Below are 26686 nucleotides of genomic sequence, written 5' to 3'. Positions count from 1 at the left end.
GGGTGCGGCGTGGGCCAGCGTACGACCCGGTCAGCGGGCACCCCGCAGCGCCGGGCCCGGAGCCTCGGGCCCGCAACGCCGGGACGGTGCGGGGGCGGGATACCCGGCGGTCAGCGCACCGGGCGCAGGGCCGGCTCCGGGTGGTACACCCGTACCCCGCCCACCTCGGCGACGGTGGCCGCGTCGGCCCGGTCGCCCAGCGCCGCCCGCAGCCGCCGGTCCGCCGGGGACCCGGCGGGCAGCACGTACCCGGGCCGGTCGGCCGCCGCCACCCGCTGCCAGTACGCCGGGTAGCGGTTCTGCCCCGGGCGCAGTGCCCCGTCCAGCACCGCGCAGGCCACCTCCTCGGCGGTGTCGAAGACGAGCCGGTTGCAGGTCCAGTAGTCGCCGTACACCGCGCGCAGGCCGGCCCGGCGGACCGCGTCGGCCACCGCCTCGGCCTGCCGCTGGTCGGCGCGGGCCGCCCCGGTGCCGGTGGCGAAGACCAGGGTGCCGACCAGCAGCGCGCCGGTCAGCCCGGCCAGGACGGCGGTGCCGAGCGCCCCGGCGAGCCGGCCGGCCACCCCGACGGTGCCCCGCCAGCAGTCGACCGCCGCCACCCAGAGCGGCCAGAGCACCGCCGGCAGGGACAGTTGCAGCACCGACAGGTACCGGGCGTTGTCCAGCGGCGCGGTGGCGGCGAGCGGGCTGCGCAGGTACGCCAGGAGGGTGAGCGCGGCCCCAGCGAGCAGGGCGAGCGACGCGACCGGCCGGACCCGCCGGGCCAGCGGCCGGCCGGCGGCCCGCCGCCACGCGACCAGCGCGAGCCCGGCGGCGACGACCAGCAGCACCGGGTACAGCACCCCGAACCACGCCTGCCACCGGGCGCACCCGTCCACCGAACAGAGGCCGGTGGCCAGCGGTACCCCGGTCAGCAGCCCGGCCCGCACCCGGTCGGCCAGCGGCGGAGCCACCCCGGTCCCGGCGCTGAGCCGGCGCAGAACCGACAGCGAGTCCTCGCCCGGCGGTGCGACCAGGTTGTCGGCGATCATCGGCGCCGCTCCGACCAGGAACCCGACCAGCAGCAGCACGCCCGCCCGGCCGAGCAGTTCCCGCCGCAGCACGTAGCCCAGCAGCAGGCCGGCCCCGGCCAGGTAGGGCAGGATCAGCCAGTCCGACCAGACGGCCAGCCCGGCCAGCAGGCCGAACGCGGCCACCGCCCACCCGCGTCGCCGGATCCGGCCGTCGGCCAGGCCGACCGCGACCAGCAGCATCAGCAGCACCGCCACCTTCACCTCCGGCCGGCCGCCCACGGCGGTGAGCTGGTCGCGGACCACCCGTTCCGAGCCGAGGGCGAGCAGGCCGACGACGACCGTGGCGAACCACGGCGAGAACAGCCGCCGGCTCAGCCGCCAGGTGAGGACGAGGAAGAGGGCGTACAGCGCCAGCAGCGGCAGCCGCAGCACCGGCCAGCCCGGCCCGGCGACCGCCACCAGCGGCGCGGCGAGGTACGACTCCAGCATCCCCATGTACCGCTGGCCGTAGAGGAAGACCGGTCGTTCCCGTCCGGTGGCGATGTGCAGCGCGGCCAGCCCGAAGGTCGCCTCGTCGCTGTTCGCGGCCGGGACGGTGGCCAGCAGCAGCACCAGCCGGTACCCGACGCCGGCCAGGCCGAGCAGGACCGCGACGGCGGCCGGCCGGTCGAGCGCCGGTGGCCACCGTCGGCCGTGCTGCCCAGGTGTCGACACGACCACGCCCCCGTCGTCGCCCCGACCGGAGTCTGTCACGCCCGACCGCCCCACCGAGGACGTTCGGCCGACCCGGCGGGCGGTGGGCCGTCGGGGGTGGTCCGGTGAGCTGATCGGCTCGCGTGGCCGGTGCCGGCCAGGTGTGGCAGGGTGGCAGGCGTGCCACCCACACCCGCCGGCCAGTTGGCCGTACCCACCCTGCACCGGGCCGCGCGGATCGAGGACGCGGTACACCAGCTCGTGGAACGTCGGCTGCGCCGCACCGGCTGGCGGACCAACGTCATCGCCTACACCGGCTACGGCGCGCCCGGCTGGGTGCGGGTGATGTGCCGGGTGCTGCTGGGCCGCCCGGACACCCGGCAGCGGGGGCGGCTGGAGAAGGTCCGGGGGTGGCGCAGCTTCGCCACCCTGCCCGCGAAGCACGTCACCGTCACCATCGAGGCCGCCGGGGTGCGCCACGAGGTCCGCACCGACCGCAGCGGCTTCGTGCAGACGGTGGTCAAGGCGGACCTGGCGCCCGGCTGGGGGGTGGTCCGGATCAGCGTGCCCGAGGCCGAGCCGGTCGAGGCGCCGGTGCGCATCCTCGACCCGGAGGTCCGGTTCGGGATCCTCTCCGACATCGACGACACGGTCATGGTCACCGCGCTGCCCCGACCGCTGCTCGCCGCGTGGAACACCTTCGTCCTCGACGAGCACGCCCGGATGGCGGTGCCCGGCATGGCGGTGCTCTACGAACGGCTGGTCACCGCGCACACCGGGGCCCCGGTCTTCTACCTCTCCACCGGGGCGTGGAACGTCGCCCCGACGCTGACCCGGTTCCTCTCCCGGCACCTGTACCCGGCCGGCCCGCTGCTGCTGACCGACTGGGGGCCGACCCACGACCGCTGGTTCCGCAGCGGTCGGGAGCACAAGCGGGCCACCCTGGAACGGCTGGCCCGGGAGTTCCCCCGGATGCGCTGGCTGCTCGTCGGCGACGACGGCCAGCACGACCAGGAGATCTACCGCGAGTTCGCCGCCGGCCATCCGGACAACGTCGCCGGGGTGGCGATCCGGCAGCTCTCACCGACCGAGGCGGTCCTCGCCGGTACGCTGCCCACCCCGCTGGACAGCACGGTGCAGGGCCCGGTGGGGCAGCGGTGGCTCTCCGCGCCCGACGGTGCCGGCCTGTGGAAGCTCATGCGCGACAACGGCCTGGTCTGACCGCTCGGGCGCGGTGGCCGGGCCCTGGGCGGGCCGGGCCCTGGGCGGGCCGGGGCGCGGGCGGGGCGGGCCGGTCATGTCTCGCGGTTCCTTTGGAGCTGCCCTCATGAACGGGGCACGCCGCATGACGCCGCACGGACCGGCGGCGAAGGGGCAGCCCGGGCTGCGGGTGGCCGGCGGGAAGGCTGCCCGGCGCGGGCGGTGAGTGGATGGCACGGGCGGTGAGCGGGCCGGCGCGGCTGGCGCGGTGGCGGCTGGGTGACGCGGGCGGCGCGGTGGCGGTCCTACCGACGGGGCAGCTCGAAAGGACGTCGACAACGACCTCGGCCCCCCGGGCCGGAGCCGGCGAGCAGCCCTGGCGGAGACGACCGCGGCAGGGCCGACGTGCGGCCCCGGCCGAACCGGCCCGCCCGGGGTCCCGGCTCAGCTCGGGCGCAGCCAGAGGGCGCCGAGCGGGGGGACCCGCAGGGCCACCGAGGCGGGCTGGCCGTGCCACGACACGTCCTGCGCCTGGACCTCGCCGAGGTTGCCCACGCCGGAGCCGCCGTAGTGGTGGGCGTCGGTGTTGAGCACCTCGGTCCACCGGCCGGAGGCGGGCAGCCCCACCCGGTACTCCTCCAGCGGCCGCGCGGAGAAGTTGACGACGCAGACCAGGGTCCGGCCGTCCGGGGCGATCCGGACGAAGGAGATCGTGTTGTTGGCCAGGTCGTCCCCGGCCAGCCAGCGGAACCCCGTCGGTGAGGTGTCCTGCGCGTACAGCGCCGGGGTGTCACGGTAGATCCGGTTCAGGTCACCGACGAGGCGCTGCACCCCGGCGCGGGCCGGGTCGTGCAGCAGGTACCAGTCGAGGCCGCGTTCCTCGCTCCACTCCCGCTCGTCGCCCAGCTCGCAGCCCATGAAGAGGAGCTGCTTGCCCGGGTGCGCCCACATGTACGCCAGCAGGGCCCGGACGGTGGCCAGCTTCTGCCAGGTGTCGCCGGGCATCTTCGCCACCAGCGAGCCCTTGCCGTGCACCACCTCGTCGTGGCTGATCGGCAGCGCGTAGTTCTCGCTCCAGGCGTACGCCAGGGAGAAGGTGAGCTGGTGGTGGTGGTGCTGCCGGTAGATCGGGTCCTTCGAGGTGTAGAGCAGGGTGTCGTGCATCCAGCCCATGTTCCACTTGAACCCGAAGCCGAGCCCGCCGTCGGAGGTGGGCCGGGTGACCCCGGGCCAGGCGGTGGACTCCTCGGCGATCATCACCACGCCGGGGTGGTGCTTGTAGACGGTCGCGTTCACCTCCTGCATGAACGCGATCGCCTCCAGGTTCTCCCGGCCGCCGTGCTCGTTGGGCAGCCACTGCCCCTCGGGGCGGGAGTAGTCCAGGTAGAGCATCGAGGCGACCGCGTCGACCCGCAGGCCGTCCACGTGGAACTCCTCGCACCAGTACAGCGCGTTGGCGACCAGGAAGTTGCGGACCTCCCGGCGGCCGAAGTCGAAGACGTACGTGCCCCAGTCGGGGTGTTCGCCCCGGCGCGGGTCGGGGTGCTCGTACAGCGGGGTGCCGTCGTAGCGCGCGAGGGCCCAGTCGTCCTTGGGGAAGTGCGCGGGTACCCAGTCCAGCAGCACCCCGACGCCGGCCCGGTGCAGGGTGTCGACCAGGTACCGGAAGTCGTCCGGGTCGCCGAACCGGGAGGTCGGGGCGTAGTAGCCGGTGACCTGGTACCCCCAGGAGCCGCCGAACGGGTGCTCCATCACCGGCAGGAACTCCACGTGCGTGAAGCCCAGCTCCACCACGTACGCGGTGAGCTGCTCGGCCAGGTCGCGGTAGCCGAGGCCGGGCCGCCACGAGCCGAGGTGCACCTCGTACACGCTCATCGGCTCCTGGTGCGGCTGCCGGCGGACCCGGCCGGCCAACCAGGCCCCGTCGGTCCACTGGTACGTGGAGCGGTGCACCACCGACGCGGTGGCCGGCGGCACCTCCGCGTACCCGGCCAGCGGGTCGATCTTGTCCCGCCACTGCCCGTCCGCGCCGAGGATGCGGTACTTGTACCGGTGGCCGGAGGCCGCGCCCGGCACGAAGACCTCCCACACCCCACTGGAGCCCAGCGAGCGCATCGGCCACCCGTCGTGCGCGCCCCAGCCGGTGAAGTCGCCGACCACGCGGACCCCCCGGGCGTTCGGCGCCCAGACCGCGAAGGCGACCCCGTCGTCACCGACCCGGGCCCCGAGCGCCTCCCAGAGCCGTTCGTGCCGGCCCTCGGCGATCAGGTGCAGGTCCAGCTCGCCGAGGGTGGGCGGGTGCCGGTACGGGTCGTCGACGACGCTGCCGTCGACGTCGAGGCGGTAGTCCAGCACGGTGCCGGGCACGGTGGCCTCGAAGATCCCGACGTCGTGCACCCGGGTCGCCGGGTGCCGCTCGTCGCCGACCAGCACCGTCACCGTCCCGGCGGCGCGGCGCAGGGCCCGGATGGTGGTCCGCCCGTCGGCGGGATGCGCGCCGAGGACCCCGTGCGGGTCGTGCGTCTCGCCGGCGATCAACTGGTCCATCGGGCCTCGTCCTTCGGGGCGTCAGTGGTCGGAGCGGCTGCCACGGGGGCCGGGACGTGCGGGCGGCGCAGCGTGAAGAGGTGCGCCGGTTGAAGATACGGGTCGAGCCGGACCGCGTTGTGCTGACCCCAGTCGTAGTGTGCCCCGGTCAGTTCGTCGTGGACGGTGAACCGGTCGTGCCAGTCCAGGCCCAGCGCGGGCATGTCCAGCACGGTGTTGCCCCACTGCACACCCCGGGAGTCGAACGAGCAGACCACCAGGACGGTGTTGCCGGTGGCCGGGTCGTGCTTGGACCAGCAGAGCAGCGCCGGGTTGTCGATCTCGTGGAAGACCAGGTTACGGAGCTGGTGCAGGGCCGGGTTCTCCCGGCGTACCCGGTTGAGGGTGGCGATGAACGGGGCGAGCGAGCGGCCGTGGGCCTGCGCGCCGGCCCAGTCCCGGGGCCGCAGCTCGTACTTCTCGTTGTCCAGGTACTCCTCGGCGCCGGGGCGGGCGACGTGCTCGAAGAGCTCGTACCCGGCGTACAGGCCCCAGGAGGGGGAGAGCAGCGCGGCCAGCACCGCCCGGATCTTGAACATCGGCGGGCCGCCGTGCTGCAACGACTCGTGCAGGATGTCCGGGGTGTTGGGCCAGAAGTTGGGCCGCATGTAGTCGGCCGCCGCGACCAGCTCCTCGCAGTACGCCCGCATCTCCGCCGCGCTGGTGCGCCAGGTGAAGTAGGTGTACGACTGGGTGAACCCGATCTTGCCGAGCCCGTGCATGATCGCCGGCCGGGTGAACGCCTCGGCCAGGAAGAGCACGTCCGGGTCGACCGCCTTGACCTCGCCGATCAGCCAGTGCCAGAAGTCGAACGGCTTGGTGTGCGGGTTGTCCACCCGGAAGATCTTGATGCCCTCGCCGACCCAGTGCAGCACCACCCGCAGGATCTCCGCCCGGATCCCCTCCGGGTCGTTGTCGAAGTTCAGCGGGTAGATGTCCTGGTACTTCTTCGGCGGGTTCTCCGCGTACGCGATGCTCCCGTCGGCCCGGGTGGTGAACCACTCCGGGTGCGCGGCGACCCACGGATGATCCGGGGCGCACTGCAACGCCAGGTCCATCGCCACCTCCAGGCCCACCTCGGCGGCGGCGGCGACGAAGTCGCGGAAGTCCTGCGGCGTACCCAGGTCGGGGTGCAGCGCGTCGTGCCCGCCCTCGGCCGCGCCGATCGCCCACGGCGAGCCCACGTCGTCCGGCCCGGCGGTGAGCGCGTTGTTGGGACCCTTCCGGTTGACCCGGCCGATCGGGTGCACCGGCGGCAGGTACAGCACGTCGAAGCCCATCTCCGCGACCCCCGGCAGGCGCCGTGCGGCGGTGGCGAAGGTGCCCGACCGGGCGGGGGAGTCGGCGGTCGCCAGGACCGCCCCCTCCGAGCGGGGGAAGAACTCGTACCAGGCGGAGAAGAGCGCCCGGGCCCGATCCACCCAGATCCGGTACGGCTCGCCGGTGGTGACCAGCTCCCGCACCGGGTACGCCCAGAGCAACTCGGCCAGCTCCAGCGCCGGCCCGACCCGGTACGGCAGGTCCCGCGCCTCGTCGCCCAGCGCGGCGACGGCAGCACGTACCCGCTCGACGTCGCCGCTGGGCACCAGGCCCTCGGCGGCGGTCAGCACCCGGACGCCCTCGGCCAGGTCGTTGGCCAGCTCCGCCGCGCCCTGTCCGGCGGAGACCTTCTTGGTCACCGCGTTCTGCCAGGTCAGGTACGGATCCTGGAACGCCTCGACGGTGAACGTCCAGTCGCCGACGGCGTCCGGCACGATGGTGGCGTGCCACCGGTCCTGGCCGGGCTCGCCGGGGCGCATCCGGGTGAACGGGCGGCCCGCCCCGTCCGGCCCGAGCCACACCACGTTGCAGCCCAGCGCGTCGTGGCCCTCCCGGTAGGCGCGCGCCGACACCGGCACCACCTCACCGACGACCGCCTTGGCCGGGTAGCGCCCGCAGGAGACGGCGGGGGAGACGTCTTCGATCGGGAACCGTCCAGTCACCCGATCAACCTACTGTGCGAGCCTCCCTCGCGCCCGTCCAAGCCCTCCGGGGCTCTGCCGACGCTCGGGCTTGCTTGCTGCTCGCCACAACTTCCTGGATGTAGTGGTCATATCAGTCGTTGAAGCAACAACTACGGTGTTCCTGTGTTTCCGAGGGTTGACGGTGGTGCTCTGGAGGTGCCTGGCCGGGTGTGGGCGCCTGGAGTTGATCGAGGGAGGCGGGGCGACCACGCGAGAAGAGGACGAGAACCCCGCAGATCGAGCCGTATGACGGCATCGAAAACCGCAGGCAGAGCCTGGTGCATCACCTACGCAACGTGCGCCGCCGAGGCTGGGCCGGGGAGCTTGCGCACCTCTCCACCGACGAGCTGATGGACCTGCTGCGCGGCGAGTGAAGCGTCCCGCGCCGGACGACACCCAAGCGCCCTGCGTGGGAGGGATGTCGCTGAGAGATCTTGGAGGATTTCGGCCCCCATGAGGGCCATTCGCTTCCAAGGTCTACTCACACCTCGTGATCCACGTAGACGGTGCAACGGACTACCTGCGCACACCGCCTGACAGCTACTGTTCATGCCTGATCCGCCATCGAGCCTGCCGGGACTGGGAGTCGATCTTGAGCGACAAAGTGAAGAAAAACAGCGAAGCTGATCTTTAGCGCCCCAGGTCAGGAAGCCTCTTCCCCGCACACGCGGGGGTGATCCCGTCGAACATGAGCAACCTGCTGCGGGTGGCGGCTCTTCCCCGCACACGCGGGGGTGATCCCACCCAGGAGGCCTGACCGATGCCCGCCGCCGTCTCTTCCCCGCACACGCGGGGGTGATCCCTCTTATTAGGGAAGCGATTCACTCCCCCGATTCTCTTCCCCGCACACGCGGGGGTGATCCCGAGTTGCTCCGACGCATCGCCGACGACGTCTCCTCTTCCCCGCACACGCGGGGGTGATCCCGGTGGCTCGCCGAGGACGACCTGGAGGTCCACCTCTTCCCCGCACACGCGGGGGTGATCCCCGCGAGGAGCTGACCGAGAACGGGCTCCGCGTCTCTTCCCCGCACACGCGGGGGTGATCCCAAGGCAGCGCGCCTGCCGGACCTGCGCAGTACCTCTTCCCCGCACACGCGGGGGTGATCCCAACGAAATCGGCGGAGACGCCATCACCGCCGACTCTTCCCCGCACACGCGGGGGTGATCCCTCGGGGGTCAGGTCCCACACCCGGCCGGGTGCCTCTTCCCCGCACACGTGGGGGTGATCCCCAGCACGCCGCCCCGGCGGTGACCCGGTGACCCTCTTCCCCGCACACGCGGGGGTGATCCCCGGACCGCGGCCAGCCGCTGACCAGGAACGAGCTCTTCCCCGCACACGCGGGGGTGATCCCGCCGTGTTCAGACCGACCGCCGCCCAGGTGAACTCTTCCCCGTACACGCGGGGGTGATCCGGGTCCGCCGGTCGACAGGGAGCGGACCACACCCTCTTCCCCGTACACGCGGGGGTGATCCGTACCGCGACCACGTCCTGCTGGCCCACAACAGCTCTTCCCCGTACACGCGGGGGTGATCCCACGACCCCGGGCCCGACGCTGCGCGTGGACAACTCTTCCCCGTACACGCGGGGCGATCCGGTGAGGCCCAGCGCCACGGCGATCCGGCTGACCTCTTCCCCTTACACGCGGGGGTGATCCCGAGGCGGTCACCCGCGACGGCAACCAGTGGGGCTCTTCCCCGCACACGCGGGGTGATCCGAAGAACGGCATCGGGTCGTTCCACCCGGGGGAGACTCTTCCCCGCACACGCGGGGGTGATCCCCCCCTCGACGTAGTTGCGCTGGGCCAGGCCGGCCTCTTCCCCGCGCACGCGGGGGTGATCCCGCGCAGGCGGCGGGAGCGTCCGCCGGTCATCACCTCTTCCCCGCGCACGCGGGGGTGATCCGAGGTCGACCAGGGCGCGGCCGATGCTGCTCGCCTCTTCCCCGCGCATGCGGGGGTGATGTTGATCCGGATCCTCTCGCTACTTGCCATGTCAGCCGCGATCTTGCACTTCGGTTCCTCGATAAGGAGTGTTATGCCCTTCTTGTCTGGGCCGCAACTGCAAGATCGCGGAACGGGCCGGACCGGGTTGGACCTGGCCGAGTGAGGCGGGAGTGAGGTTTCGGCGGGTGCCGCATTCAGGGGTGGAGTGGATCAAAGCCGGAGCGGGTGAGGAGAAGGAGTGGCGAGCGTGCGGGTCTGCTGATAGCGGCTCGTCAGGCGGGTTGGCTCGGGGCCACGAAGGAGCCCCGGCCCTGATGTACCTCGATCCAACCGCGTTCGTCGAGGATTCGCAGGGCCAGCCTGATCGGGGTGGCGCTGGCTCGGTACTGCTCGCACAGCTCGGCGATGGACGGCAGCTTGTCGCCAGGCTGGAGTGTCCCGGACTGGATCGAGCTGATCACATCGTTGATGACCTGCTCGTACACGGGTTGTCTGGGCATGGCGGGGCCACCTCTCGTCAGCCCTGTGAGCATGCCACCGCACATGACATTCTGTGCATCGTGTGTTGACTCTGTATTCACTGCACTCTAGGTTGAGTTGTGGTTGCGGGTTCTCTCGTCAGCAGCGGAGTGCCTCGATCGGGGGCGGGGTGGTTCCCCGTGCCATCCCGCCCCACCGTGGCCGCTCGGCCCGTCACTCGTCAGGAGGTACCGATGGATGAGCGTCCGCACGACGGGCCGTTGCCGGGGGCGTACCCGGTTCCTGGTGGTTCGTTGCCGTTGGTCGACGGGGATCGGGTGCCGTGGCGGCCCGGACCCGGTCGGCGGCCGCTGCCCTGGCGGCGGTACGTCTACGGCGGGGTGATCGCGCTGGTCGTCCTCCTGCTGGTCCTGCTCGGGATCGTCGGGTGAGGGCGGGGGCGGGGCGGTGGTGAACGAGCTGCCGGTCGGGCGGCGGGTGGCGCAGTGGCGGGTCCGGCGGAACATGACGCAGCAGCAGTTCGCCGACCGGCTCGGCAGGTCGAAGAGTTGGGTGGACAAGGTCGAGCGCGGGGTACGCCGGTTGGAGCGGGTGTCGAGCCTGCGGGAGGTGGCGGCGGCGCTGCGGATCGACCTGGACGTGTTGCTGGCGGACCGGCCGGAGCCGCCCGACCGGGCCGCCGCCGGGGCCGCGGCGGTCCGCGCGGCCCTCGCCCGGTACCACCTGACGGCCCCGCCCCGGGTGCCGGACGTGGCGGCGCTGCGGGCCCGGCTGGGCCACGCGGAGCAGAGCTACCGGCATGCCCGGTACCCGGAGTTGTTGGCGCTGCTGCCGGGTCTGCTCGACGCGACCCGCGCGGCGCAGGCGGCCCGCCCCGGCCCGGCGGTCGACGCCCTGCTGGTGCCGGTGTACGGGCTGGTCGCGCTGGCGCTGGTCAAGGTCGACCAGGGCGAGTTGGCGTGGCTGGCCGCCGATCGGGGTTTCGCGGTGGCCCTGGCCACGGACGACGCCCGGGTGGTCGCCGCCGCGACGGTACCGCTGGCCCAGGCGCTGCGCTGCTGCGGACGGCGACGGTCGGCGATGGCCGCCGCCCTGGTCGCCGCGCACCGGGTCCGGCCCACCGGGGCCGCCGCCCCGGGCGACGCCGCGCTGCGCGGGACGCTGCTGGTGCAGGCCGCCCTCGCCGCCGCCGGCCGGGGCGACGGGCGTAGCGCGGGGGAGTTGGTCGACCAGGCCGCCGAGGTCGCCCTGGGGCTGCCGGGCGGCGACGGGTTCGGCCCCGCGTCCGTCGAGGCGGCCCGGGTGGTGGTCGCGGCGTTGTCGGGGGACGCCGGCACGGCGACGGTACGCCACGAGCGGTGGGCGGCCGGGGACGGCGGGCGGTGGCTGCCGCCCGAGCACCGGGCCGCGTATCTGCTCGACGTCGCCCGCGCGTACGCCCTCGCCGGTGACCTGCGCCGGGCCGGTCGGCTGCTGCTCGACGCCGAGCGGACCGCCCGCAGCGAGGTCCACCACCGGCCGGCGGTACGGGACCTGGTCGCCGTGGTGGCGCGCTCCGGCACCGCCCCCGCCGACCTGACCCGCCTCGCCGCCACCCTCCGCGTCACCTGACCCGCCGCGCCGACTGCGCGCCCCGCTCGCCGCCGCTGTCCTCGTGAGCCGGGGTGTTAAGAAGGGGCCCCTGCTCTACCAGAAGCGTTAACAGGGGGCCCTTCCTTACCCGCGGAGCGTGCGGTAGAGGGCGAGGGTGCGGGTGGCGATGGCGTCCCAGGAGAAGTGCTCGACGGCGCGGCGACGGCCGGCCTTGCCGAGGGTGGCGGTCGTCGACGGGTCGGCGAGGAGGGTGGTGATCGAGGCGGCCAGGTCGGCGACGAACCGCTCCGGGTCCAGCGGGGTGCCGCTGCCGTCGGCGGCCTGCTCGATCGGGACCAGCAGGCCGGTCTCGCCGTGCGCGACGACCTCGGGGATGCCCCCGGTGGCGGTCGCCACCACCGCCGTCTCGCAGGCCATCGCCTCCAGGTTGACGATCCCCATCGGTTCGTAGATCGAGGGGCAGACGAAGACCGTGGCGTGGGTGAGCACCTGGATCACCTCGGGCTTGGGCAGCATCTCGGCCACCCAGACGACCCCGGTGCGGGTGGCCCGCAGCTCGGCCACCAGGCCCTCCACCTCGGCGGCGATCTCCGGGGTGTCCGGGGCGCCGGCCAGCAGCACGAGCTGGGTGTCGGCGGGCAGCTCGCGGGCCGCCCGCAGCAGGTACGGCAGGCCCTTCTGCCGGGTGATCCGGCCGACGTAGACCACGCTGGGCCGGGCCGGGTCGACGCCGAGCCGGGTCAGCACGTCGGTGCCGTGGTCCGGGGCGTACTGGGCGGTGTCGATGCCGTTGTGCACCACGTGCACCCGGTCCGGGTCCACCGCCGGGTACGCGGCCAGCACGTCCCGGCGCATCCCGGCGCTGACCGCGATCACCGCGTCGGCCGCCTCGTACGCGGTGCGCTCGATCCAGGAGGAGAGGGCGTACCCGCCGCCGAGCTGTTCGGCCTTCCACGGGCGCAGCGGCTCCAGGCTGTGCGCGGTGACCACGTGCGGGACGCCGTGCAGCAGCTTCGCGGTGTGCCCGGCGAGGTTGGCGTACCAGGTGTGGCTGTGCACCACGTCGGTGCCGGCGCAGGCCGCCGCCATCTCCAGGTCGACGCCCATGGTGCGCAGCGCGGCGTTCGCCCCGGCCAGCCCGGCCGGTTCGGGGTACGCGGTGACGCCCGGCTCGTCGCGCGGCGCGCCGAAGCAGTGCACCCGGACGTCGGTGAGCCGGCGCAGCTCGCGGGCCAGGTACTCGACGTGCACCCCGGCGCCGCCGTAGACCTCCGGCGGGTACTCCCGGGTCAGCAGATCGATGCGCAGCGGTGAGGAGTCGGTCATGACCCCGCACCCTAGTGCAGAAGACTGGTCGTACGAGTGGTGAAGTCGGACGCGGGTGGTTAGCGTCTGACCATGGCTGCGAAGGTGCTTGCGATCGTCCTGGCGGGAGGCGAGGGGAAGCGCCTCATGCCGTTGACCACCGACCGGGCCAAACCCGCCGTGCCGTTCGGCGGGATGTACCGGATGGTGGACTTCGTGCTCTCCAACCTGGCGAACGCCGGGTACCTCAAGATCGTCGTGTTGACCCAGTACAAGTCCCACTCGCTGGACCGGCACGTCAGCATGACCTGGCGGATGTCGACCCTGCTCGGCAACTACGTCACGCCGGTGCCGGCGCAGCAGCGCCGGGGGCCGTGGTGGTTCGCCGGCTCGGCCGACGCGATCTACCAGAGCTTCAACCTGATCCACGACGAGCAGCCGGACTACGTGATCGTTTTCGGCGCGGACCACATCTACCGGATGGACCCCCGGCAGATGGTGGACGCGCACATCGCCTCCGGCGCCGGGGTGACCGTGGCCGGCATCCGCCAGCCGCTGGCCAGCGCCGACCAGTTCGGGGTGATCGAGGTGGCCGAGGACGGCCGGCGGATCCGGGCCTTCCGGGAGAAGCCCACCGACGCGGTCGGCCTGCCCGACGCCCCCGACCAGATCTACGCCTCGATGGGCAACTACGTCTTCACCACCAAGGCGCTGCTGGACGCCGTGGAGACCGACGCCGAGGACAAGACCAGCAAGCACGACATGGGTGGCAGCATCATCCCGATGCTGGTCGAGCGGGGCGAGGCCAACGTCTACGACTTCCGTGACAACGAGGTGCCCGGCAGTGACGACCGGGACCGGGGTTACTGGCGTGACGTGGGGACGCTCGACTCGTACTACGACGCCCACATGGACCTGATCAACGTCCACCCGATGTTCAACCTGTACAACTTCGAGTGGCCGATCTACACCGGGCTGCCCCCGTACCCGCCGGCGAAGTTCGTCCACCAGTGGGGGGAGCGGGTCGGCCGGGCGGTCGCCTCGATGGTCTCGCCCGGCGCGGTGATCTCCGGCTCGCTGGTGGAGAACTCGGTCGTCTCGCCGAAGGTCAAGGTGCACTCCTGGGCGCACGTGGACGGTGCGGTGCTGATGGAGGGGGTGGACATCGGCCGGCACGCGGTGGTCCGCCGGGCCATCCTCGACAAGAACGTGGTCGTGCCCGAGGGCGCGGAGATCGGTGTCGACCTGGAGCGGGACCGGCAGCGCTACACCGTGTCCGACAATGGCATCGTGGTGATCGGCAAGGGCCAACGCGTCGAGCCGTGAGCCACCGCCCGGCCCGCCCGGCGGCCCGCCGCCCCGCCCGGCCGGGCCGCCAGGCATGACCCCGGCCGCCGCCGGGAAAAGCCCCAGCGTTCGTGCGCCGATCAGGAGGTACCCCGACGTGGCCCATCCCCGTGCCGGCCAGCCCGCCCAGCCCGCCGACCTGGTCGACGTGCCGAGGCTGGTGACCGCCTACTACGCCGAGCACCCCGACCCGGACGACCCGGCGCAGCAGGTGTCCTTCGGCACCTCCGGGCACCGGGGCTCCAGCCTGAAGCGGGCCTTCAACGAGCGGCACATCCTGGCGGTCACCCAGGCGCTCGTCGACTACCGCCGCGCGCACGGCGTCGACGGGCCGCTCTTCCTCGGCCGGGACACCCACGCCCTCTCCGCGCCGGCCACGGTGAGCACGCTGGAGGTGCTCGCCGCCAACGACGTCACCGTGCTGGTGGACAGCCGGGACGGGTACACCCCCACCCCGGCGCTGTCGCACGCGATCCTGACGCACAACCGGGGCCGCTCCGCCGGCCTCGCCGACGGCATCGTGATCACCCCGTCGCACAACCCGCCCGACGACGGCGGGTTCAAGTACAACCCCACCCACGGCGGTCCCGCCGACACCGACGCGACCCGGTGGATCCAGGACCGGGCGAACGCGATCCTGGCCGCCGGGCTCACCGAGGTCAAGCGCGTCCCGTACGCGCGGGCCCGCGCCGCCGACACCACCGGGGAGTACGACTTCCTCGCCGGGTACGTCGACGACCTGCCGGCCGTGCTCGACATCGACGCGATCCGCGACGCCGGGGTCCGCATCGGCGCGGACCCGCTCGGCGGGGCGAGCGTGGCGTACTGGGGGGAGATCGCGCAGCGGCACCGCCTCGACCTGACGGTGATCAACCCGGCCGTCGACCCGACGTGGCGGTTCATGACCCTGGACGGCGACGGGAAGATCCGGATGGACTGTTCCTCGCCGAACGCGATGGCCTCGCTGATCGCCGCCCGGGACGCGTACCAGGTCTCCACCGGCAACGACGCCGACGCCGACCGGCACGGCGTCGTCACCCCCGACGGCGGCCTGCTCAACCCCAACCACTACCTGGCGGTGGCGATCGGCCACCTGTTCCGCACCCGGGACCGGTGGGGTCCGGCCGCGGCGGTCGGCAAGACGCTGGTCTCCTCCTCGATGATCGACCGGGTCGCCGCCGACCTGGGGCGGCCGTTGCTGGAGGTGCCGGTCGGGTTCAAGTGGTTCGTCCCCGGCCTGCTCGACGGCGCGGTCGGCTTCGGTGGCGAGGAGAGCGCCGGCGCGTCCTTCCTGCGCCGCGACGGCGGCACCTGGACCACCGACAAGGACGGCATCCTGCTCTGCCTGCTCGCCGCCGAGATCGTCGCCAGCACCGGGCGGACCCCGAGCGAGCACTACGCCGAGCTGGCCGGGCGCTTCGGCGCCCCCGCGTACGCCCGGATCGACGCCCCGGCCGACCGGGCGCAGAAGGCCGCGCTGGCCAAGCTCTCCCCGGCGCAGGTGACCGCGTCCGAGCTGGCCGGTGAGCCGATCACCGCGACCCTCACCACCGCGCCGGGCAACGGCGCGTCGATCGGCGGGCTCAAGGTGACCACCGAGTCGGGCTGGTTCGCCGCCCGCCCCTCCGGCACCGAGGACGTGTACAAGATCTACGCCGAGTCGTTCCAGGGGCCGGAGCACCTGGCCCGCATCCAGGCGGAGGCGAAGGACCTGGTCGACGAGGTGCTGGCGAAGGCCTGAAACGACGCGTCGCCCGCCCCGGCAGACGGGGCGGGCGACGCGCTGTACCGGATGCCGACGGGTGCGTCGGCGGTGCGGAGACCGCCGACGCACCCTGCGGTGCTACTGCCGGGAACCGCCGGTGAGGTGGGCCAGCGACCGGGCGACCAGGTCGTCCCGGGCCGCCGGGGCCAGCCCCTCCAGGCCGAAGCCCAGGTAGACGGTGTCCTCGGTGACCACCACGGCACCTTCCTCGAACGCCTGCTGGCTGCGCGTCCAGTCGTTCGCGCCGGGCGCGGAGCCGGCCGGCGGCCCGCTCACCGTCCAGCCGCCCAGGTCGGCGTCCTCGAAGGACGTCTCCGACACCACCGTGCCGTCGACGATCACCCGGGCGTCGTCCAGGAAGACGCCGAGGCCCTGCGTCGCCCAGTCGGAGACGTACGTGATGGCGATCTCCACCTGCTTGCCGGCGTACGCCGACAGGTCGACGGAGAACTCCTGCCAGCCGCCGGAGGCGCCGGTGGCCGCGTGCCAGGCGCCGGTGGTGCCGGTGGGGGAGCAGTCCGCGCCCTGGTAGTGGGCGAGGAACGGGTGCAGCTCGTTGGCCCAGCCCGAGGCGCAGCTCTCCCCGGTGTCCTGGCTGGTGTGGCCGTTGCGGTCCGGCAGCGTGGTCCAGGTGTCGGTGCCCACCTCGTGCGCCTCGACGATCATGAAGTCCCACTCGGGCTCGATGTCGTACGAGGTGTAGAAGCGCAGCTCACCGCTGGTGGCCGAGGTCAGGTCGACGGTCCGGCTGAGCCGCTTGTACGACTCGTCGGCCCGCCCGCTGTAGAGGTACCAGTCCCCGGTGCGCGGGTCGAACGGCGCGGCCCCGGGCCGGTTCCAGTCCACCGTCGCCGAGCTGGCGAACTGCGGGAACCGGTCCGGCGGCAGGAAGCTCGACGTGGACAGGAACGAGGCGGTGTGGTCCTGGTTGCCCGCCGAGCCGGGCGCGTTCAACTGCCCGGTGAACCCGGTGAACGCCCCGGCCGCCCCGCTGACCGGGTACGGGTTGCCGTCCGGGTCGGTGCCGCCGTCGCTGACGTAGTTGTACGCCCCCAGGTAGTACTGCTGGAAGTCGTTCAGCAGCGGCAGGCAGGTGGTGTCGTCCGGGTCGGTGCACTCGGTCGTGCCCTCCGGCCGGTACATGTACGAGCCGTTCGCCGACTGGGCGAACAGCGCGTACTTGCCACTGACCAGGACCTTGCCGCCCTCGTTGAGGTAGTCCCGCACGGCCAGCTCGGTCTCCAGCGCCGCCCGCGCGGCGGTGCCGGCGACCTGGCCGGGGGAGCGCAGGATGACGTCGTCACCGGTCTCCCAGACCACCGCCTGGTAGTGCGACAGCACGCCCAGCGGGTGCGGCGCCTTGCGGCCCATCACGTCGAAGTCGTACACGTCGCTGGTGCGGCCCGCCTTCGTCAGCGAGGCGGCGACCTCGTCGGCGTACTTCGCGGTGGTGCCGGTCTGCGCCGGGCTCAGCCCCGTCACGTCCTCGACCGCGAGGACGAGGACGTCCCCGCCGATGTCCCCGTGCACCCGGTAGGTGAAGCGCTCACTGGCCACCGGACCGGTGCGGGGCTTGGTGCCGGTGAACCACACCTCGACCCGGTCGCCCGGCTTCGTGCCGCGCACCGTGCCCCGGAACTCGCCGTAGTACTTGTCGTGGGTGTCGCCGTACCGCTCGCCGCCGCGCCACTCGCGCACCGGGCTGGTCTTCGGCCGGCCGCCGTTGACCACGTAGTGCATCTGGACGTTCTTCAGCGACCGCCGGATGTTCGAGGCCACCTGCTGGGTGCGCCCGTACGAGGTGTCGAAGGAGTCGACCACGAAGTCGGGGGTGGTGTGCCCGAGCACCGACACCGGCTCGTCCGGGGTGGCCGCCGAGTTCGCCACGGAGAGGGCGAACGGGATGTTCTTCCCCACCTCGGCCGCGATCAGCCGTTCGTCGTCGGGGAAGATGAAGCCGCTGACGCAGTCCTCCGGCCGCCACTGGTCGTCCGGGTCGGAGGCCGCCGCCGCCTCGCAGGTCGACATCTCCGGGGTGAAGCCCAGGGTGCCGTGCCGCACGGTGGCGTGGCTGTCGGTGTCGCCGTTGGTGGTGTACAGCTCGGCGGAGAGGTCAGGGTCGTACCCGGGCACCGCCGGGTTCGCGTCGTCACCGGCCAGCGCCCGGTAGATGACGTCGTCCGGGCTGGGGGTGCTGACCTGCCAGCCGATGCCGTACAGCAGCAGCTCCGCCGCCGAGTGGTAGTTGATGAAGTACTCGAAGCCCACCCGCTGGAACAGCCGGTTGAGCGCCTTGGTCTCCGGCTCCGAGTTGGGGCCGGGGCCCCGGTACGTCTCGCTCGACGGCTCCGGCGAGGAGCCCTCGTCGTCGTACCCCCACTTGGTGGCGAAGTTGCGGTTGAGGTCGACGCCGTCGACGCTGGTGATCTGCCCGTCGCCGTCGTTGTCCCGCAGGTTCTTGCGCCACAGCCGGTTGCCCGGGGTGAAGGTGTGGTCGTAGCCGTCCGGGTTGATCACCGGCAGGAACCACAGCTCGGTGGTGTCCAGCAGGCGGGTGATGGCCGGGTCGGTGCCGTAGTTGTCCAGCACGTGGTGCATCAGCCGGCGGGTCATCTCCGGGGTGATCCACTCACGGGCGTGCTGGGTGCTGCCGTACAGCACGGCCGGCCGCTTGCCGTCCGGCACCGTCTGCGCGTTCTTGGTGACCTTCACCGCCAGGATCGGCTTGCCCTGCACGGACCGGCCGATGGTCTCCAGCTTGGTCAGCTTCGGGTGGCGGGCGACGGTGGCGGTGATCTCGTCCCGGATGCCACCCGGCTCGCTGTAGGACCGGAACGCCTTCCAGCCGGCCGCCGACTGCTCGCGCAACGCCTGGGCGGCGTCCTTGCCCCGGACCTTCTTGACGTCGAGCCGGACGCCCTGGCCGGCGAGGCGGGCCGCCTCCCGTTCGGTCAGCACGGTCTCGACCCGGGTCCGCCCGGCGGCGTCGGTGCCCCGGCGGGCGTGCCCGAGGTCGGCGCCGGTGGCCCGCAGCTTCTCCACCTGCCCCGCGTCGAGCGTGCCGACGTACACCTGCAGGCTGTCGCGCCCGCCCGCCTCGGACGGGGGTCGTGCGCTCGCCGGAGCGGTCAGCACGAGCGCGCCGACCAGGGTGACCACGCCGGCGGTCGCCAGCCTCGTTGGTCTCATCGCATCTCCTTCGATGGAAACACTCGTAGCGGCGAGCCTGCTGGGCGTGACCACCGCTGTCAATGGTGGAGATCGATCATTTGCCCGACAGCGCGATCCCGTCGGCGGGAACGTCCTCGTCGGAGCGTTTCTCCCCTCGGCGCGGATCGTTCTGACTAGGTGGACGACAGCAGGGGACGGGACACGGCACCGGGGCGGGGGACACTGTCCCTTCCGGCCCCGCCGGTCGGCGGCGGCGCACGCCGGGAGGTCACCGGCCGGCTGCTGCGCCGTTATCCGGTCAGCATCGCCCTGCTCGCGCCGTTCGCGCTGCTCGTCCTGCCGATGGCGGTGGTCAACCAGAACCCGCAGACCGGGTTCATCCTGCGGCTGGTGGGACTTGCGCTGCTGGGCAGCGCCTCGGTGGAGACGCTCGGCCTGATCTTCGGCAGCCCCGACCCGCAGTGGCGGCGCGGCCTGCGCGACGCCAACGCCCAGTACCCCCGGCTCCACCTGGTGGCGCGACTGGTCGCGGTGACGAGCATCGTGGCCAACCTCGCCGGGGCGTACACCGGGCGGGGCACCATCGTCTCCCAGCTCTCCGGTACGGTTCCCGACTCGACCGTCGGGGCGGTGGCCTCCCTCTTCTCCGGCTGGGGCGCGCTCGGCTTCGCGCTGCTGGTCGCCAGTCACGTCGGCGGCCACCTGGCCCTGTCCCGGCTGTACGGCTGGCTGGCGGCGCTCACCGCCGCCCAGGCGCTGCTGGCGGTCATGACGGCCATCTCCGCGCCGCTGTTCGGGTTCGTCTTCTTCGTGGCCGCCGCCGGGGCCGTCTGCGGCGTCTTCCGGCTGCGGTACCTGGTCGTCGGCGTGCTGGTGGTCTTCCTGCTCTGGCCGACCATGTTCGACTACCGCAACTCCATCCGGGAGGCCCGGGGCGTCGAGGTGACCAGCGGGTCGACGGCGGTCGACCGGCTGCGCCTGGACCGTCAGATCGGTGCCGTCGCCGGCTACGACGTCCCGGTCGACCTGGACCAGCCCGGCTTCACCGACCACCTCCGGTACGGGGTGGTGCCCCGCGCGCTCGACCCCGACCGGCCGCCCGTCTCGACCGGGCAGCAGATCAACCGGTACCTCGGCGGCACCACCACCTCGGCGTTCACCTTCCTGGCGCTGGGCAACATCTGGTTCTTCGAGGGGCCGGTCGGGGTGGTGGTCTTCTACGCCGTCTGGGCCGCCGTGGTGGTGCTGCTGCTGCGCTGGCGGGGCGCGCCCGGCCCGGCCCGGTTGAGCCTGCTCTGCTTCGTCCTGGCCGACCCGCTGCTGTGGTCGGCCACCTACCCCGACGCGTCGATCAGCTTCATCCAGCACGTCGTCTCGGCGGTGCCGGTCTTCCTCGTGCTGTGGTTGACCCGCCGCCGGCCGGACCCCGGGTGGAGCCGGGTCGGGCCCGGTGCCGCCGGTCGGCTCCGCAGACCGGCGGGCGCGCTGCCGTGACGGCGGGTGCCGGCCGGGTCGTCGCCCGGCTGGGTACGGCGGCCGGCCGGCTCCGGCACCGCCGGGCCCCACTCGCCCTGGTCGTCGGTGGGCTCTCCAGCGCCGGCAACTTCCTGCTCGCGGTCACCGTCACGCGGCTGGAGACGGTGGGCGGGGTGGGCCGGTTCGCGGTCGCCTTCTCGTTCTACATCCTCGTCTCCGGGCTGGTCCGGGCGATGGTGACCGACACGGTGCTGGCCGCGGCGGCGGGGGCGGCTCCGGCCGCCCGGCGGGCGACCCTGGTGGGGGTCGCGGCCGGCGCGCTCGTGCTGGCCGCCGGGGCGGCCACCGGCTCGCGGTACCTCCTCCTCGCCGGCGCGGCCCTGCCCGGCCTGGTCCTCTACGACCACGCCAAGGCGGTCGCGCTGGGCGTCGGCGCGCCCCGCCGGGCGCTGCGCCAGGAGGGCGCCTGGGCGGCGCTCACCCTCCTCGCCGTACTGCCCGGTCTGCTGCGGCTGGTCGGCCCGGAGACGGTCTTCGCGGGCTGGGCGGTCGGCGGCGCGCTGCTCGGCCTGGTGGCCGCCGGGCGGCGCGGGTACGGCCTGCTGCCCGGCTGGTCCGCCGGCCGGGCGGAGACCCGTACCGCGCTGGGGTTCGGGGCGCAGTTCCTGGTCACCACCGGCTCGGCGCAGCTCGCGCTGACCGCGATGGCGGGCGTCGCCGGCACCGCCGTGGTGGGGGCGCTGAGCGCCGGCCGGACCATCCTCGGGCCGGTGAACCTGGTGGTGTCCACCGCCTCGACGCTGATCCTGCCCCACCTGGCCCGGACCCGGGACGCGACCACGGCCGTCCGTACCCGGGCCGCCGTCCGGCTGGTCCTGCTCGTCACCGCCGGGGCGCTGCCGATGGCGCTCGCGGTCGCCCTGCTGCCCGACGGCGTCGGCGCGGCGCTGCTGGGCGCCAACTGGGCGCTGGCCCAGGGCCTGTTGCCGCTGCTGGCGGTGGAGAGCCTGCTGGCCGTCCCCGCCGCGGTGGGTTTCGCCGGGCTGCGGATCGAGCGGGCGTCCGGCCGGGCGGTGGTCGTCGGCGTCGTGCTCGGGGTGCTGCGGGTGCCGGTGGTCGTCGCCGGGGCCGTCCTGTTCGGCGCCGGCGGCGCGGCGGCGGCGCTGGTGGTGATGGCCCTGCTCAGTGCGCTCGCGTGGGGGCGCAGTTACCAGCTCCTGCTGCGTCGCCGGGCGGCGGAGCGGCCCCTCGTGGCGCAGCCTGCCTGAGCGCGGCGCGGACCCGCTCCACCACCGCCTTGACCTCCGGCTCGCCCAGGTCGGCGTAGGTCGGCAGGTTGATGCCGCGCCGGCTCAGGTCGGTGGTCACCGGGCAGTCGGCGGTCGGGTCGTGGTGCGCGGGTAGCTGCGGGATCGGCACGAAGAAGGGGCGGGTCTCCACCCCGAGCCGGTCCAGCGCGCGGGCCAGCTCGTCCCGGTACGTGCCGTCGCCGGTCGGGCCGACCAGGAAGGACGCCATCCACGGCGCGCGGCGGACCCCGGCGGCGACCGGCTGGGGGTGCAGCGCCGGCTCGTCGGCGAGCTGCTCCTCGTAGCCGGCGAGCACCCGGTCCCGGGCGGCGATGATCTCGTCGGCCCGGTCGAGCTGGGCGCAGAGCAGCGCGGCGGCCAGGTTCGTCATCCGGTAGTTGTAGCCGAGCACCGGGAACCAGTACCGCCGCTGCGGGTCCATGCCCTGGTTGCGCAGCAGGCGCATCCGGTCGGCCAGCGCGGGGTCCGAGGTGGTCACGCAGCCGCCCTCGCCGGAGGTGATCACCTTGTTGCCGAAGAAGGAGAACGTCGTGGCGTCGGCGAGCGACCCGGTGGGCCGGCCGTGCAGGGTGGCCCCGAACGACTCCGCCGCGTCGGCCACCAGCAGCAGGCCGTGCCGGTCGCAGAGGTCACGCAGGGCCGGGTAGTCGGCGGGGTGGCCGTACAGGTCGACGGCGATCACCGCCCGGGTGCGGGGGCCGATCGCGGCCCGGACGGCGGCCGGGTCGACGCACCAGGTCTGCGGCAGCACGTCCACGCAGACCGCGCGGGCGCCGCAGTAGGCCACCGCGTTCGCGGTCGCCACGTAGGTCAGCGCGGGGACGACGACCTCGTCGCCGGGCCCGATGCCGGCGGCGGCGAGGACCAGGTGCAGGGCGACCGTGCCGTTGCCGGTCGCCAGCGTGGCCCCGGCCGCGCAGCGGGCGCCGAAGCGCTCCTCGAAGGCCCGCAGGTACGGGCCCTGGGAGGAGATCCAGCCGCTGCGCAGCGCGTCGAGCAGGTACCGCTCCTCCAGGTCGGTGAGGCTGGGCCGGGCCACCGGGAACCGCTGCGCCGGGTCGCTCACCGGGTGCCCCCGGCGGCCAGCGTGGCGGCGAAGGTGGAGCGGGGCATCGGCCCGGGACGGCCGTCGGCCACCCAGCGCAGCACGTCGGCGTAGTCGCGTCCGGTCGCCACCCAGGTCCGGCGGGCCAGCCGGTCGTCGGCGCGCAGCGACGCGGCGGCGTAGTGCGCCCGGTCGGCCAGCAGGCGGCGGACCGCGTCGGCCAGCGAGGCCGGGTCCGTGGACCGGAACACCGCCGCCTCCGCGCCGGTGAACTCCAGTTGGGCGCGCAGCGGCTCGGCGTCCGCGCAGGCGACCGGCAGGCCCCAGCTGAACGCCTCCAGCATCGCCCCGCTGGCGGCCTCCCAGAGCGAGGGCACCACCACCGCGTCGGCGCGGGCGTAGATGGCGTTCAGTTCGTCGAGGGTGACGAAACCGGGGAACGACACCCGGCCGCGCAGGTCGGGCTGGGCGGCCCGGGCGAGCAGCCGGCTCGCCTCCGGCTCGACCAGCGGGCCGGGGCAGACCAGCCGGTGGTCGGGCAGCAGCGCCATGGCCTCCAGCAGGGTCGCGTGGTTCTTGTGCGCCGCCGTGGAGGACGGGTACACCAGCAGGCCCGGCTCGGGGCGCGCGGTCGAGCGGTCCGGCGCGGACTGGAACGTCGGCGGCGGGATCAGCGCGATCCGCTCCGCCGCCTCGGGGAACATGGCCAGCGCCTCCTGGTACGGGTGCGGCCAGGAGACCACCACGGCCGCCGCGCGGGCCACGTTCGCCCGGATCACCGCCTCGTAGCCGGGGGCGTGGAACGCGGCGTGCAGGTGCCGCAGGTCGTGCAGGACGACGACCCCCGCGTCGCCCCGGATCGGCGCGCAGTGGAACGGGAAGAGCACCGCGTCCGCCTCGCCGTGCCCGGTCCGCGCCCGTTGCCGGACCGCGTTGACCGTGCGCCGGACGACCAGCGAGTCGCGGACCCGGTCCGGGGTGAAGCGGCGCAGCACCCGGCCGTACCGGTTGTCGGAGCGCAGCGGCATGCCGACCTCGGCCCAGGTGATCCGGTCGCCGGGCACCCGCTCGCGCCACTCGTCGGCGGTGCCGCGCAGCACGGTCACCCGCAGGTCGAGCGGGGTGCCGGCGGCCAGCCCGTCGAGCAGGCCGTAGGTGAACGCCTCCAGCCCGGCGGCGTGACCGGGGCGGATCGGGGTGGCCTCGACGGTGACCCTCATCGGTCCACCCGGACCAGCCGGCCCATCCGCTCGTCGTCGAGGAGCTGGCGGTCGGCGTCCACCATCACCCGGACCAGGTCGGTGAAGAGCGTCTTCGGCGCCCAGCCCAGGGTGCGCCGGGCCTTGCCGTAGTCACCGATGAGCGAGTCGACCTCGGCCGGCCGGAAGTACCGGGGATCGATCACCACGTGGTCGCGCCAGTCGAGGCCGACGTGGGCGAAGGCGGCCTCGACGAACTCGCGGACGGTGTGCCCCTCGCCGGTGGCGACGACGTAGTCGTCGGGCCGGTCCTGCTGGAGCGCCAGCCACATCGCCTCGACGTACTCCGGGGCGTAGCCCCAGTCCCGGACCGCGTCGAGGTTGCCCAGGTAGAGCGTGTCCTGGATGCCCGCCTCGATCCGGGCCACCGCCCGGGTGATCTTGCGGGTGACGAAGTTCTCGCCCCGGCGGGGGCTCTCGTGGTTGAACAGGATGCCGTTGGCGCAGTACATGCCCCAGGACTCGCGGTAGTTCACCGCCGACCAGTAGGCGTAGACCTTCGCGCAGGCGTACGGGCTGCGGGGGTGGAACGGGGAGTCCTCGCGCTGCGGGGGCGGCGTCGAGCCGAACATCTCCGAGGAGGACGCCTGGTAGAAGCGGCAGCCGACGTCGGCGGCGCGGGCGGCCTCCAGCATCCGCAGCGCGCCCAGCCCGGTGACGTCGGCGGTGTAGCCGGGAATGTCGAAGGAGACCCGGACGTGGCTCTGCGCGCCGAGGTTGTAGATCTCGTCGGGCCGGACGTCGCGGATCAACGCGGTCAGCGAGGCCGGGTCGGACAGGTCGCTGTAGTGCAGGAACAGCCGGGCGTCGCCGGCCCTCGGGTGGACGTCGACGCGGTCGATCCGTTCGGTGTTGAAGGTGGACGACCGTCGCTTGATCCCGTGCACCGTGTAGCCCTTGTCGAGCAGGAGTTCCGACAGGTAGCTGCCGTCCTGCCCGGTGATGCCGGAGATGAGTGCGACTCGTGACATGTGGTCCCTCTCGTGGTGTCGCCGGGTGGTCCACGCCGGGACCGGAGGCGTCGGCGACGAACCGGAACAGTCCTCCGCATCGTTATACCGGACATAAACGGTCGATCATGAACTTTCATGTATTTAAGAGTTAGGTCTTTTATGTCGGTGGAAACGGGTCACCGGTGCCGGGCCCGATCGTTGGGCCGGGCGGTGCTGCGACCCACCCGAGGAGTGACGATGGCCCACGACACCGGCCCCGGTGCGACCACGACCGACCGGCCGGCCGGCACCGGCGCGCAGACCTTCCGGGCCCTCGTCACCGCCGGGTACTTCACCCCGGGCTGGCGGGCCGGTGGCCCGATCCGGTCGATCGCCGAGATGCTCGCCAGCACGGCCGACGACATCGACGTCACCCTGGTCACCCGCGACCACGACCTCGGCGCGACGACCCCCTACCCGGGGCTCTCCGGCCGCTGGGTCCGCCACGGCCGGGCGGACGTCTTCTACCTCGACGCCCGGCGTCCCGGCCACTGGCGTCCGCTCTGGCGGCGGCTGCGGGCCGACCGGTACGACCTGCTCTACGTCAACAGCGTCTGGTCGACGTACTCGATCCTGCCGATCGTGGCGGTGCGGCTCGGCCTGCTCCGGGCGGACCGGATCCTGGTCGCGCCCCGGGGTGAGTTCGGCGCGGGCGCGCTCGGGTTGAAAAGCACCAAGAAGCGGCTCTTCCTGGCCGGCTGGCGTCGGCTGCTGGCCGGGCCGCGGGTGCTCTGGCACGCCACCACCCCCGCCGAGGCCGCCGACATCCGGCGGGTGCTGCCCCGGGCCCGGATCGGCGTGGTGGCCGTGGGTGGCCGGGGCCCGGAGCCGACCCCCGCGCCGGAGGGACCGCCCCCGGCCGGGCCGGCGCGGCTGGTCTTCATCGGGCGGATCTCCCCGATGAAGAACCTCGACCTCGTGCTCTCCGCGCTCGCCCACGTCCCCGGCCCGGTGCGCCTCGACATCTACGGCCCGGAGGAGGACCAGGCCTACTGGCGCCGGTGCCGGGCGCTCGTCGCCGCGCTGCCCGCGTCGACCTCGGTCACCCACCGGGGCGTGCTCCTGCCCGACGAGGTGTGTGCCACCTTCGCCCGCTACGACGCCTTCGTCCTGCCCACCCGGGGCGAGAACTTCGGCCACGTGATCGCCGAGAGCCTCTCCGCCCACTGCCCGGTGATCTGTTCGGACCGGACGCCGTGGACGGAGGTGCTGCGCGACGGCGGGGGGTGGGTCGTCGGCGAGCTGACCCCGGCGGCGTTGGCGACGGAGATCGCCCGGGTCGCCGCCGCGTCGCCGGCCCGGCGGCGGGCGGACCGGCTCGCCGCCGGCGCGGCCTACCGGCGGTGGCGGGACCGGCAGGAGCAGGAGAGCGTCCTGGACCTGGCCCGCCGGGTGATCCACGACCCGACGCCGCCCCTCACCGCCCCCTGACGCCCCCGCCCGTACGGGCGGGGGCATCGCCGGCTGGGCCGTGCGCCGGCCCCGGCCGTGCGACGGCCCCGTGC

The 26686-nt window shown here is 73.5% G+C and carries 17 protein-coding genes and 1 CRISPR repeat array; of the genes, 8 read left to right on the top strand and 9 right to left on the bottom strand.

The features are described from left to right. Positions 1-110 precede the first annotated feature (110 nt). The gene (locus ACQUFX_RS15505; RefSeq protein ID WP_428966721.1) at positions 111-1766 is read right to left on the bottom strand and encodes an ArnT family glycosyltransferase; all 1656 of its coding nucleotides are present in this window, start codon (positions 1764-1766) and stop codon (positions 111-113) included. A 120-nt stretch (positions 1767-1886) separates the two neighbouring features. Between ACQUFX_RS15505 and ACQUFX_RS15500 the strand changes: the two genes are divergently transcribed. Then, the gene (locus ACQUFX_RS15500; RefSeq protein WP_428966720.1) at positions 1887-2927 is read left to right on the top strand and encodes an App1 family protein; all 1041 of its coding nucleotides are present in this window, start codon (positions 1887-1889) and stop codon (positions 2925-2927) included. A gap of 423 nt (positions 2928-3350) precedes the next feature. Here the strand turns inward: ACQUFX_RS15500 and glgB are convergent, their stop codons facing one another. The 3 genes from glgB to ACQUFX_RS15485 form a co-directional block, all read right to left on the bottom strand. Then, positions 3351-5453, bottom strand: coding sequence for a 1,4-alpha-glucan branching protein GlgB (gene glgB / locus ACQUFX_RS15495; protein WP_428966719.1), 2103 nt, complete (start codon positions 5451-5453; stop codon positions 3351-3353). Further along, on the bottom strand, positions 5441-7474 hold the full coding sequence (locus ACQUFX_RS15490) for an alpha-1,4-glucan--maltose-1-phosphate maltosyltransferase (RefSeq protein ID WP_428966718.1): 2034 nt from the start codon (positions 7472-7474) through the stop codon (positions 5441-5443). Before ACQUFX_RS15490 ends, glgB begins: the two co-directional genes overlap by 13 nt. Before the next feature lie 673 nt (positions 7475-8147). Then, a CRISPR array of direct repeats spans positions 8148-9030; the repeat unit is 29 nt; unit sequence CTCTTCCCCGCACACGCGGGGGTGATCCC. A 680-nt stretch (positions 9031-9710) separates the two neighbouring features. After that, positions 9711-9938, bottom strand: coding sequence for a winged helix-turn-helix domain-containing protein (locus ACQUFX_RS15485; protein WP_428966717.1), 228 nt, complete (start codon positions 9936-9938; stop codon positions 9711-9713). 213 nt (positions 9939-10151) lie between these two features. Here ACQUFX_RS15485 and ACQUFX_RS15480 point away from each other — a divergent pair, with 213 nt between their 5' ends. Beyond that, positions 10152-10349 carry a hypothetical protein gene (locus tag ACQUFX_RS15480; RefSeq protein ID WP_428966716.1) on the top strand — a complete coding sequence of 66 codons (198 nt, stop codon included), beginning with the start codon at positions 10152-10154 and terminating at the stop codon, positions 10347-10349. Between the two features lie 19 nt (positions 10350-10368). Further along, entirely contained in the window at positions 10369-11529 is a 1161-nt protein-coding gene (locus ACQUFX_RS15475) for a helix-turn-helix domain-containing protein (protein WP_428966715.1), read from the top strand. 105 nt (positions 11530-11634) lie between these two features. Here ACQUFX_RS15475 and glgA read toward each other — a convergent pair whose 3' ends face one another. Beyond that, entirely contained in the window at positions 11635-12837 is a 1203-nt protein-coding gene (gene glgA, locus ACQUFX_RS15470) for a glycogen synthase (protein WP_428966714.1), read from the bottom strand. Between the two features lie 72 nt (positions 12838-12909). On the opposite strand from glgA, the gene glgC reads away from it, so the two are divergent. Beyond that, positions 12910-14142, top strand: coding sequence for a glucose-1-phosphate adenylyltransferase (gene glgC, locus ACQUFX_RS15465; RefSeq protein WP_428966713.1), 1233 nt, complete (start codon positions 12910-12912; stop codon positions 14140-14142). 118 nt (positions 14143-14260) lie between these two features. Further along, a complete protein-coding gene (gene pgm / locus ACQUFX_RS15460) occupies positions 14261-15904 on the top strand; it encodes a phosphoglucomutase (alpha-D-glucose-1,6-bisphosphate-dependent) (protein WP_428966712.1) in 1644 nt (547 codons plus the stop codon). A gap of 102 nt (positions 15905-16006) precedes the next feature. Here the strand turns inward: pgm and ACQUFX_RS15455 are convergent, their stop codons facing one another. Continuing rightward, positions 16007-19117 carry a M14 family metallopeptidase gene (locus ACQUFX_RS15455; RefSeq protein ID WP_428966711.1) on the bottom strand — a complete coding sequence of 1037 codons (3111 nt, stop codon included), beginning with the start codon at positions 19115-19117 and terminating at the stop codon, positions 16007-16009. A gap of 159 nt (positions 19118-19276) precedes the next feature. Between ACQUFX_RS15455 and ACQUFX_RS15450 the strand changes: the two genes are divergently transcribed. Both ACQUFX_RS15450 and ACQUFX_RS15445 read left to right on the top strand, forming a co-directional pair. Next, positions 19277-20593, top strand: coding sequence for a hypothetical protein (locus ACQUFX_RS15450; protein ID WP_428966710.1), 1317 nt, complete (start codon positions 19277-19279; stop codon positions 20591-20593). Beyond that, positions 20590-21843, top strand: coding sequence for an MATE family efflux transporter (locus ACQUFX_RS15445; RefSeq protein WP_428966709.1), 1254 nt, complete (start codon positions 20590-20592; stop codon positions 21841-21843). Before ACQUFX_RS15450 ends, ACQUFX_RS15445 begins: the two co-directional genes overlap by 4 nt. Here the strand turns inward: ACQUFX_RS15445 and ACQUFX_RS15440 are convergent. From ACQUFX_RS15440 to gmd, 3 genes are read right to left on the bottom strand one after another with little or no spacing between them, the layout of a single operon-like run. Continuing rightward, a complete protein-coding gene (locus ACQUFX_RS15440) occupies positions 21758-22951 on the bottom strand; it encodes a DegT/DnrJ/EryC1/StrS family aminotransferase (RefSeq protein WP_428966708.1) in 1194 nt (397 codons plus the stop codon). The genes ACQUFX_RS15445 and ACQUFX_RS15440 overlap by 86 nt on opposite strands. Further along, on the bottom strand, positions 22948-24150 hold the full coding sequence (locus ACQUFX_RS15435; RefSeq protein WP_428966707.1) for a glycosyltransferase: 1203 nt from the start codon (positions 24148-24150) through the stop codon (positions 22948-22950). The genes ACQUFX_RS15440 and ACQUFX_RS15435 overlap by 4 nt, the downstream gene beginning before the upstream one ends. Then, the gene (gene gmd / locus ACQUFX_RS15430) at positions 24147-25160 is read right to left on the bottom strand and encodes a GDP-mannose 4,6-dehydratase (RefSeq protein ID WP_067370698.1); all 1014 of its coding nucleotides are present in this window, start codon (positions 25158-25160) and stop codon (positions 24147-24149) included. Before gmd ends, ACQUFX_RS15435 begins: the two co-directional genes overlap by 4 nt. Before the next feature lie 219 nt (positions 25161-25379). Between gmd and ACQUFX_RS15425 the strand changes: the two genes are divergently transcribed. Continuing rightward, positions 25380-26612 (top strand): glycosyltransferase, encoded by a 1233-nt coding sequence (locus ACQUFX_RS15425; protein ID WP_428966706.1) that lies wholly within the window; start codon positions 25380-25382, stop codon positions 26610-26612. Positions 26613-26686 lie beyond the last annotated feature (74 nt).

The organism is Micromonospora fluostatini, assembly GCF_050410825.1.
Lineage (GTDB): Bacteria > Actinomycetota > Actinomycetes > Mycobacteriales > Micromonosporaceae > Micromonospora > Micromonospora rosaria.
Note: the sequence above shows the minus strand (reverse complement) of the source record. Positions and strands in the feature narration are given on the sequence as shown.